The organism is Capnocytophaga sp. (assembly GCF_030532915.1).
Classification (GTDB): Bacteria; Bacteroidota; Bacteroidia; order Flavobacteriales; family Flavobacteriaceae; genus Capnocytophaga.
In genome coordinates this window covers 60,431-69,065 of record NZ_JAUNKD010000013.1, presented here as the reverse complement: position 1 = coordinate 69,065, position 8,635 = coordinate 60,431, and the positions used below count along the sequence as shown (strand labels likewise).

Here is an 8,635-nt window from a genome sequence, read left to right as displayed (position 1 = left end):
TGTACCAGTGCTTTGGCAAGTCCTAACCGCTGTTGATTTCCGAGTGATAATGCTTCGGCAGGGGTGTTTTTGTATTTTGTGAGTTTTAATTTTTTGATAATATTTTCGATGGCGTTTTTGTCGGTCAACTGACGCAATTTGCCTATCACTTTTAAATTTTCGTAAACCGAGAGATTGGGATACGAATAGGGCGTTTCGACCAAATAACCGATGTCGTTGCGGTTTTGAAGCTTCGAAGTTATTGGTTTTCCGAAAAGCGAAATAGTTCCGCTATCGGGTTTAATCATTCCCAATAACATACGGATTAAGGTGGTTTTGCCGGCGCCGTTAAGCCCCAGAAAACCATAAATTTCACCTTGTTTAACGTGAACGGAAATGTTGTTTACCGCAAGGGTTGCCCCAAAACGTTTGCTCAGTGAGTTGGTTTGTATAACTTCCATCGTGTTTGTTGTTTTTTTTATGATAGATACACAATAATTTGCGTGTTTTTCAGTTCACTGAAACGAAAATCTCCACTTCGGATTGGTCTCCGTTTTGGGATTTTTCGCCATAAACTTCGAAATCGTAATGGTAGGCACGATGAAGCGTGGTATCTTGCTCCCAAATCGTTTTCCAAGTCTGCATAACGGCATTGGGCATTTGCCCTTTGGCAACGAATTTCTGAAACTTCGCTACGGGAAATTCTCGCCCTATCATTCCCTCTGGAATTTCATCTAACGAACAGACTTTCTTTCCGATAATCGTAGTATAAGCACCTCGATAATCACTTTCGTAATCGGTATAGATGGCGATAATTTCTTCTGAAATGGCATTTGGAATTTTTGCGTTGGTTTCGCTCATAAATCGCCCCCAAAGTTCGCCCAAGTCTGTTGCGGACTGTCCGTTGGCATTGGTCGTGCGTACCGCTATGCCGATGATTTTAAATTCACTTTTCATAATGTTTCTTTTTTAAAAAAATTAAACGACAAACTTGCATTTTTTCTAATTTTTAAAGTAAATATTTTTTTACAGAACGGATATATCCGTTCCCTACAACGATGTCCCTCAAAAAACGTAACTATATTTCCGGAAAAACGTAGCTATGTTTTTTTGAAAACATAACTACGTTTTTGAGAAAACCTGCCTACTCTTTTTGGAATTCCAATGTATCGAGCATTTTTTTGAGGTCTTTGCCGGGCGTGAAAAGCACTTTGGCGCCTCTGATACTTGCTGTGGTAACTTCCTTTTCGGTGGCTTTACCCTCGCTGCTGATACTCACGCGCAGGCTTCCGAGTTCGCCCAAACGAACCGCATTGCCGTCGGCTAACGAACTCTGCATCACATCAACCAAAGCGTACAGAACGGCACGAATGTCGGCACCGCTTACCGTACTTATTTTTTCGATTTCTTTGGTCAGGTCAATCAATGTTTTTTCGCCCGAAATGGTGTTGGTGGCATAATACTTTTTGTCGCCTCCGCCGCTTACGCCGGGCTGTACTCGCTGAATTACTTTATACTTTATAGGCATAATAATAAAATTTAAAATGAAACAATTGAATTTAATATTGCCACAAAGGTAACGATTTTATTCGGTTTTTTATTCATTTTGTTGTTTATTTTTCTTAACAGGCATAAAATCGTTTTTCAAAAAACACGTAGAGACGCAATTTATTGCGTCTCTACGTGTTTTTTGATGCTATTATAAATCTTCTTTTTTATAAAGTTGAAGCGTAAACCTACCAGATTTTAACGCGTTCTTCCGGTTTTTTGTAAAGTTTGTCACCTTCTTTCACGTCAAAAGCCTCGTACCAAGCATCGACATTTACCAACGGACCAAACGAACGGAAGTACCCCGGTGTGTGCGGGTCGGTTTTCACCTGATTGATTAAATATTTTTCGGTGGAAAGTGTGCGCCAAACCGTTGCCCAAGCGATGAAAAACCGCTGATTTTGTGTGAAATCGTCAATTTTTTCAACAGCACCTTTGTCTTTTAAATACATTTGCAAGGCATCAAAAGCGATGTTCACTCCGCCCAAATCGGCAATGTTTTCACCGCTGGTAAACACCCCGTTCACAAAAGTGCCTTTTACGGGTTCGTATTTGTTAAATTGCTCGGTGAGGGCTAAGGTTGCGTTTTTGAAATTTTCTTTGTCGGCATCTGTCCACCAATTGGTTAGATTTCCATCGCTGTCAAATTCGGCACCGCTATCGTCAAAACCGTGTGTCATTTCGTGCCCGATAACGGCTCCGATTCCGCCAAAGTTCACGGCAGGGTCGGCGTGGAAATTAAAGAACGGCGGTTGCAAAATGGCTGCCGGAAACACAATTTCATTATACAACGGATTGTAATAGGCATTTACGGTTTGCGGCGACATTCCCCATTTGGTTTTGTCCACCGGTTTTCCGATTTTTTCTAATTCTTTTTGGTAACTCCATTGCTTGATTTTTAACAGATTATCGTAATAAACCGTTTCGGAAGCCGGTGAAATGACCAATTTTGAATAGTCTTCCCATTTGTCGGGATAGCCCACTTTAACGGTAAATTTGTTGAGTTTTGCCAATGCTTTTTCTTTGGTTTCGGGCGACATCCAAGTAACGTCATTGATGTGTTGTGCGAAACTTTTTCGCAGGTATTCCACCAAAACTACCATTTCTTCTTTGGCTTTTGCCGGAAAATACTTTTCAACGTACAATTTTCCGAAGGCTTCGCCCAAAATTCCGTTTATCAGGCTCAATCCGCGTTTGTTCATTGCACGTTGTTCCTGCTGCCCTTGTAGGTATTTGTTGTAAAATTCGAAGCTCAATTTATCCAAATCTTCTCCGAAATTCGAAGCGTTGTTGGAAACCAACTCATATTTAAGATAATCTTTCAGCAGCGGAAGATTTTTCTCGTTGATGAACTGGTCATACGCTTTATACAATCGAATTTCCGAGATGATAACTTTATCAGTTTCAACACCTACGTTTTTTAAATACTGCGGAATATTGATGTTTTTTACCAATTTTGAAAGCTCGGCAAGTGTTTGCGGATTGTAACTCAAATTCGGGTTGCGGTCTTCCTCATTGGTAAGCATTAATTTGGCTATTTTCTTCTCAAAATCAACAATTTGCTTGGCTTTTTCGTCGGCTTTTTCATCGTTCAAAGCTTTGAAGACGGAAGCCACATACTCTTGATATTTGGCAAGCGCTTCGGTATTGCTTTCGCTTTCCTTTTGGTAATAATCGCGCCCCATTCCCAATCCGAAACTTCCCAAATAAACGGTGTTCATATTGGAATCTTTCATATCGGCGTACACGCCCCAGTTGATGATGGCTGCTTCGCCTTTGAGGGTAGCGGTTTCTAAATACGTTTGCAGGTCAGATAACGAGCTGATAGCATTGATTTTAGCTAAACTTTCGGCTATGGGTTTGAGTCCTTCGGCGTTGCGTTTGTTCCAATCGAGGTATGATTCGTAAAGGTCTTTAATTTTCTGTCCTTCGCTTCCTTTTTGGAATGTTTCTTTGAGCAGATTGTCCAAAATCAGCAGTGAATTTTCGTCGGTTTTTTCTCTGAGGATATGAAACGACCCCCAAGTGGCTTTGTCGGCAGGGATTTGGGCGGTTTTCATCCAACCACCGTTCACGTAGCTGTAAAAATCATCTTGCGGACGCACCGAAAGGTCCATCGCCGAAAGGTCAATGCCTTTTTCCGTTGTTGTATTTTCTTCCATTGTAGATTTGTTTTGTTGGTTGTTTTCGCAGGCGGCTATGATTCCCGCACACGCAAGCAACATTGTTTTTGTTTTGATATGTAACATAATTTTAAATTTTTTAATGGTAGGCAAAAGTATAAAAAAGAATCGAATTCGAAACGCGTTTGGTGTTTTTGTTTATCGGCTGGCATCCAATCGCAGAAAAACAAACAGCAAAATCGTGAAAGCCCACAGCCCCGAACCGCCGTAACTGAAAAACGGCAGTGGAATGCCGATGGTGGGAATCAGCCCGATAACCATTCCGATATTGACGCAAAAATGCGCAAAAAGAATGGAAACGACGCAGTAGCCGTAAATTCGACCGAAATCAGAGCGTTGCCTTTCAGCCAAAATAATCAGACGCAAAAGCAAAAAAGTGAATAAAGCCACCACGGTTAGGGTGCCCACAAGCCCCCATTCCTCGCCCAAAGTGGTGAAAATATAGTCTGTGTGTTGCTCCGGAACAAAACTTCCTTTGGTGCGGGTGCCTTCCAAAAAGCCTTTTCCGAAAACGCCGCCCGAGGTAATTGCTGATTCGGACATATAAGTATTGTACCCAAAATCACGGCGCATTTCACTGATTTTATGCGGGTCTTGTTCCAACCGAAGCCACAAACTCAACCGATTGCGATGGTGTTGTTTCAGTACATTATCAAAAACTATTTTTGTTGATAATGAGGTGATTAAACAAACGGTTGCTAATAGCAAAATATTCTTTACGGGGATTCTGTTGGTTCGTTTTCGGTACCAAGAGCTGTAAAGCCAAATGGTTAATCCGCTTATGAGAATGGTAAAAACACTGCCAAATTTTAAGGTTGAAATAAAAATCAACGCCGCCAAGGTTAGGTAAAATAATATGGAAGAGGGCATTCCTTCACGAAAAAGCACGAAAATTAATGCAAAGAAAACCAACAAGCTTCCTACATCGGGCTGCAAGAGGATTAAAAAAGCAGGTAAAATCAAGATAACCAGCGATTTGAAGAAGTCTTTGAATTGTTTAATATCCGTGTGAATGTCGCTCAAAAATTTTGAAAAAAACAGTGCCGTAGCCACTTTGGCAAATTCACTGGGCTGAATGGTTACCGAACCGATGGCATACCACGACTTGGCTCCGTTGGTTTCCTTCCCGAAGATAAACAAGCCTGCCAGTACCACCAAACTGATGATGTAAAAAACAGCCGAAAAGTTTTCATAAAACTTTGAATCAATTGCTAATATGAAGATTATCAGTATGAAACTTAGTCCGATGAAAAGAAATTGTTTTCCGTAAAATTGGTTTATGTCAAAAATAGAATTGGCAGTGGCATCGTTATACGTTGTTGAAAAAATGGCGACCCACCCGATGCTCACCAGTAACAGATAACATAAAATAGACAACCAATCCAATTGTTTTACAAGGCTTTGCTTCATTTATTTGAGCTAAAATTATTTTTTAAACAATGAAAATTTGATGCGTTGAAAAAAGTGATTTTTCAATTCATCAAATTTTGTGATTTTTTTCGTGAATGTGTTATTTTATTTTTTTATTCTCCTAAATAAGAAGTAGATACCATAATCAATAAGCAAATTCAGCCATCGTTTTTTGGGACTGAAAAGCGAAAGCCCCACATTTGAAAAAGTGCTTGACACGATGTTTTTCATCGAGAAGGCTTGTTTCAATCCCGAAGCGTCATTTTTCAAATGAAGCATATCAATTTGCTTTTTGAGTTTCAGTATTTTAAGGTCGGCTTCAATTTCCTCAAATGATTGGTATTTTTTATTTTTGGGTATCATCGTCGTCATCGTCATCAGATTTAAAATAAATTTCAGAAAGTTTGCTAAGTAGTGGTTTTTCAATGAGTTGCTTTTTAAAAATAAAAGCCACGAGCGCCACTAAAAAATAAAAAAATCCCATTGATACAAAGCCCAATGCAATGTTGTCAAGCCACGAGCCAATGGCAAAAGCCAATGCGAATGACAAAAAGAAAAGCACCAACAAACTTGCCAATCCCACCATAAATATGAGTAACAAACCGTATGATGATTTTGCTATAAACCTGAAAACAAATAGTTTATAGTACGACAGGTTGGAGCCTAAGCTTTCTTCTGCGTGGGCTGATATTTCTCCAAAAGTGTTTTTTAACATCGTTTTTTTGTATTTTATGAAAACGCAATAAAACTTTGTCAAAGTTTTTTGAACTTTGACAAAGTTGTAAAATGTTGTTTTTCAGAATAATTTGTTCTCGGTTGAAAACGAATTATTTCTGTAATTTAGCGTTGGCTTCTTTCAAAGCCGCTAATTTTCGTTCTAAAACAGTGATGACATCTTCTGCTTTGTAGCTTGATTTTGAAACCAAGTTTTCAACATTTTCTTCCAATGAACCTTTAATTTCCGAAGTTTTGCTTTTCACTTCTTGGGTTAAAACATCAAGTTTCTTTTTCAGTTTTTCGGCTGTGTCATCAACTGAATTTTTAATTTTTTTACGGGTGTTTTTCCCGTTATCGGGTGCAAATAAAATTCCTGCACCCACGCCAATGGCAACTCCCGTTACCAAGGCTAACAATACATTTCCTGTTCTTGCCATAGTTTTTGTGATTTTTGTGCCACAACAAAGTGGCGGTTAATAATTAATTTGATAGTTAGCTTTTTTTGTATCCGAATAATTCGTTGTTGATGATGGTTTCGGCAATTCCTTCGGGAAGAAGCTGTTGCCAGCCCGATTCTCCTTTTTCAATTTTTGCCAAAATATTGCGTGAAAAAATATTCAGATGCGTTTCGTCGTAATCTTTTATATCAGCGAGTTTTCCGTTGAATTTGAAGAACTTATAAAGCTCTTTCATTCGCGGATGCACTTTGAGATTTTCACTGTTGATGATTTCGCCGGTTTCGGGGTCTTTTCGCGGGAAAAGATAAATTTTGATGTCCCGATAGAATAATTTTCCGAATGCCTCCAAAATGCCGCCGCTTAGGTGTCGGTAATATTTTTCATCAAAAATGGCGATAAGGTTGTCCACGCCCATAGCTAGCCCCATTCGGGCGCGGGTGTAATTTGAAAAATATTCCACCACGCGGTAGTATTCCTTAAAGTTTGAAATCAACACTTTTTGCCCCAATGAGCATAAAAGTCTTGCCCTGTCCATAAAATCTTGTTCATCAACCTCGCCTTCGGCGGTTAGGTTTGAGAGCGTTATTTCAAAAATCACTTCGGTTTTTTGCGGATTTACCTTATTTTCAGCCAAAAACATTTGCAGTGACTTTTGGTACATATCCATATTTACTTTCGTTACCGGACGAAAACTGCCGCGAAGGGTGAGGATATTTTTTTTGTAAAGCTGTTCGGCAGGGAGAATGTTGTTCCCGTCTGCCCCAAACATCACTGCTTCGGTCATTCCGTTTTTGATAAGCTGTAAACTCATCAAGCGATTATCAACATCTTTAAAATCAGGGCCTGAAAAGTTTATCATATCAATTTCAATCAAATCTTTATCGATATGGTCGTATAAATATTTGAGTATTTTTTTTGGTTTGGAAGTTTTGTAAAACGCTCCGTAAATGAGGTTTACGCCCAAAATTCCCAAAGTTTCTTGTTGTGCTCGGGCTTCATTTTGATGAAAACGAATGTGAATGATAATTTCGTTATATTCGCCCTGTGGTTGCGTTTGAAACCGAAGTCCCACCCAGCCGTGTCCTTTTTTTCGTTTTGCAAAATCAATGGTAGTCACGGTGTTAGCATACGAAAAGAACACTTTGTTCGGGTGATTGGCTCGCGTCAGGCGTGTTTCGATGAGCTTGATTTCATAGTCAAGCATTTTTTTGAGCCTACTTTCGGTAACGTAACGCCCGTCGGTTTCCGTGCCGTAAATATCGTCGCTAAATTCCTTGTCATACGCACTCATTGCCTTGGCGATGGTACCGCTGGCAGCTCCGGCTCTGAAAAAATGCCGAACCGTCTCTTGCCCGGCGCCAATCTCGGCAAAAGTTCCGTAAATGTTTTCGTTTAAATTGATGCGTAAAGCCTTTGCCAGTGTTGACGGAACATCTTCAATGGCAATATCTTTATCTCCTTCGATAATAGCGCTCATAAATATGTTGATTTATGTTTCAGGAAAAAAATAGTTTACAAATATAAATGTTTTTTTTGAAAAATCATAATTTTGCGAAAAAAAATTGTTTTGAAGGTTATTTTTTTAGGTACAGGAACATCACAAGGCATTCCCGTTATCGGGAGCAATCACCCTGTTGGGTTTAGTAAGGATAAGAAAGACAATCGGTTACGAACTTCTGCGCTTTTCTCGTGGGGCGATGTGAATATTGCCATTGATTGCGGTCCTGATTTTAGGCAACAGATGCTTACGCACAAAATCAATCACTTGGAAGCTATTTTGTTCACGCACGAACACGCCGACCACACCGCGGGGCTTGATGATATTCGTCCGTTTGTGTACCAACAGGGCGATATGCCTATTTATGCCTTGCCGCGTGTTATTTCGGAATTGAAAAGGCGATTTGAATATATTTTCAGAACCGAAAATCGTTATGCGGGCGCCCCTTCGGTTAAAATAAATGAAGTTGAAAATGAATCGTTTACTTTATTCGGAAAAGAAATAATTCCCATAGGAGTGATGCACGGTGATTTGCCCATTTTGGGTTATCGTATTGATAATGTGGCTTATATTACCGATGCCAAAACCATTTCGGAGGCTGAATTGAAAAAACTTTTGAATTTAGATGTATTGATTTTGAACTGTTTACGTGAAGAGTCACATCCGACGCATTTGAATTTGACGGAAGCTCTTTCCGTTATTGAAAAAGCAAAGCCCAAACGCACTTATTTTACGCATATCAGCCAAACATTTGGTTTTCACGAAGAAATTTCAAAAAAACTGCCAGAAAACGTGTTTTTAGCATACGACGGATTGACCATCGAAATTTAAAAGACCTATTT

Annotated in this window: 10 protein-coding genes; 1 reads left to right on the top strand and 9 read right to left on the bottom strand. The window is 39.6% G+C overall.

Annotated features, from left to right (window positions below; genetic code table 11):
• From Q4D72_RS05825 to Q4D72_RS05785, 9 genes are all read right to left on the bottom strand, one after another.
• Window positions 1-440 (bottom strand): ABC transporter ATP-binding protein (locus tag Q4D72_RS05825; RefSeq protein ID WP_303076682.1); only part of this gene is annotated, 440 nt, incomplete at its 3' end.
• Window positions 441-489: 49 nt separating this feature from the next.
• The gene (locus Q4D72_RS05820; RefSeq protein WP_303076681.1) at window positions 490-936 is read right to left on the bottom strand and encodes a GyrI-like domain-containing protein; all 447 of its coding nucleotides are present in this window, start codon (window positions 934-936) and stop codon (window positions 490-492) included.
• 187 nt (window positions 937-1,123) lie between these two features.
• Entirely contained in the window at window positions 1,124-1,507 is a 384-nt protein-coding gene (locus Q4D72_RS05815; protein WP_303076680.1) for an HU family DNA-binding protein, read from the bottom strand.
• Window positions 1,508-1,715: 208 nt separating this feature from the next.
• On the bottom strand, window positions 1,716-3,776 hold the full coding sequence (locus Q4D72_RS05810; RefSeq protein ID WP_303076679.1) for a M13 family metallopeptidase: 2,061 nt from the start codon (window positions 3,774-3,776) through the stop codon (window positions 1,716-1,718).
• Between the two features lie 72 nt (window positions 3,777-3,848).
• Window positions 3,849-5,120, bottom strand: coding sequence for a rod shape-determining protein RodA (rodA, locus tag Q4D72_RS05805; RefSeq protein WP_303076677.1), 1,272 nt, complete (start codon window positions 5,118-5,120; stop codon window positions 3,849-3,851).
• A gap of 105 nt (window positions 5,121-5,225) precedes the next feature.
• Complete coding sequence (locus Q4D72_RS05800; protein WP_303076676.1) at window positions 5,226-5,483, bottom strand: DUF6327 family protein; 258 nt, start codon at window positions 5,481-5,483, stop codon at window positions 5,226-5,228.
• Window positions 5,467-5,835: a hypothetical protein gene (locus Q4D72_RS05795; RefSeq protein WP_303076675.1), complete on the bottom strand. Its 369-nt coding sequence runs from the start codon at window positions 5,833-5,835 to the stop codon at window positions 5,467-5,469. The genes Q4D72_RS05800 and Q4D72_RS05795 overlap by 17 nt, the downstream gene beginning before the upstream one ends.
• Window positions 5,836-5,947: 112 nt before the next feature.
• Entirely contained in the window at window positions 5,948-6,274 is a 327-nt protein-coding gene (locus Q4D72_RS05790; protein WP_303076674.1) for a YtxH domain-containing protein, read from the bottom strand.
• A 55-nt stretch (window positions 6,275-6,329) separates the two neighbouring features.
• Window positions 6,330-7,772, bottom strand: a complete 1,443-nt coding sequence (locus Q4D72_RS05785; protein ID WP_303076672.1) for a TonB-dependent receptor — start codon at window positions 7,770-7,772, stop codon at window positions 6,330-6,332.
• Window positions 7,773-7,862: 90 nt separating this feature from the next.
• Here Q4D72_RS05785 and Q4D72_RS05780 point away from each other — a divergent pair, with 90 nt between their 5' ends.
• Entirely contained in the window at window positions 7,863-8,624 is a 762-nt protein-coding gene (locus tag Q4D72_RS05780) for an MBL fold metallo-hydrolase (protein ID WP_303076671.1), read from the top strand.
• The last annotated feature ends 11 nt before the right edge of the window (window positions 8,625-8,635 follow it).

Coding starts and splice junctions, on each gene's coding strand:
- Q4D72_RS05820 (WP_303076681.1), bottom strand. CDS start 936: ATGAAAAGTGAATTTAAAATCATCGGCATAGCGGTACGCACGACCAAT.
- Q4D72_RS05815 (WP_303076680.1), bottom strand. CDS start 1,507: ATGCCTATAAAGTATAAAGTAATTCAGCGAGTACAGCCCGGCGTAAGC.
- Q4D72_RS05810 (WP_303076679.1), bottom strand. CDS start 3,776: ATGTTACATATCAAAACAAAAACAATGTTGCTTGCGTGTGCGGGAATC.
- rodA (WP_303076677.1), bottom strand. CDS start 5,120: ATGAAGCAAAGCCTTGTAAAACAATTGGATTGGTTGTCTATTTTATGT.
- Q4D72_RS05800 (WP_303076676.1), bottom strand. CDS start 5,483: ATGATACCCAAAAATAAAAAATACCAATCATTTGAGGAAATTGAAGCC.
- Q4D72_RS05795 (WP_303076675.1), bottom strand. CDS start 5,835: ATGTTAAAAAACACTTTTGGAGAAATATCAGCCCACGCAGAAGAAAGC.
- Q4D72_RS05790 (WP_303076674.1), bottom strand. CDS start 6,274: ATGGCAAGAACAGGAAATGTATTGTTAGCCTTGGTAACGGGAGTTGCC.
- Q4D72_RS05785 (WP_303076672.1), bottom strand. CDS start 7,772: ATGAGCGCTATTATCGAAGGAGATAAAGATATTGCCATTGAAGATGTT.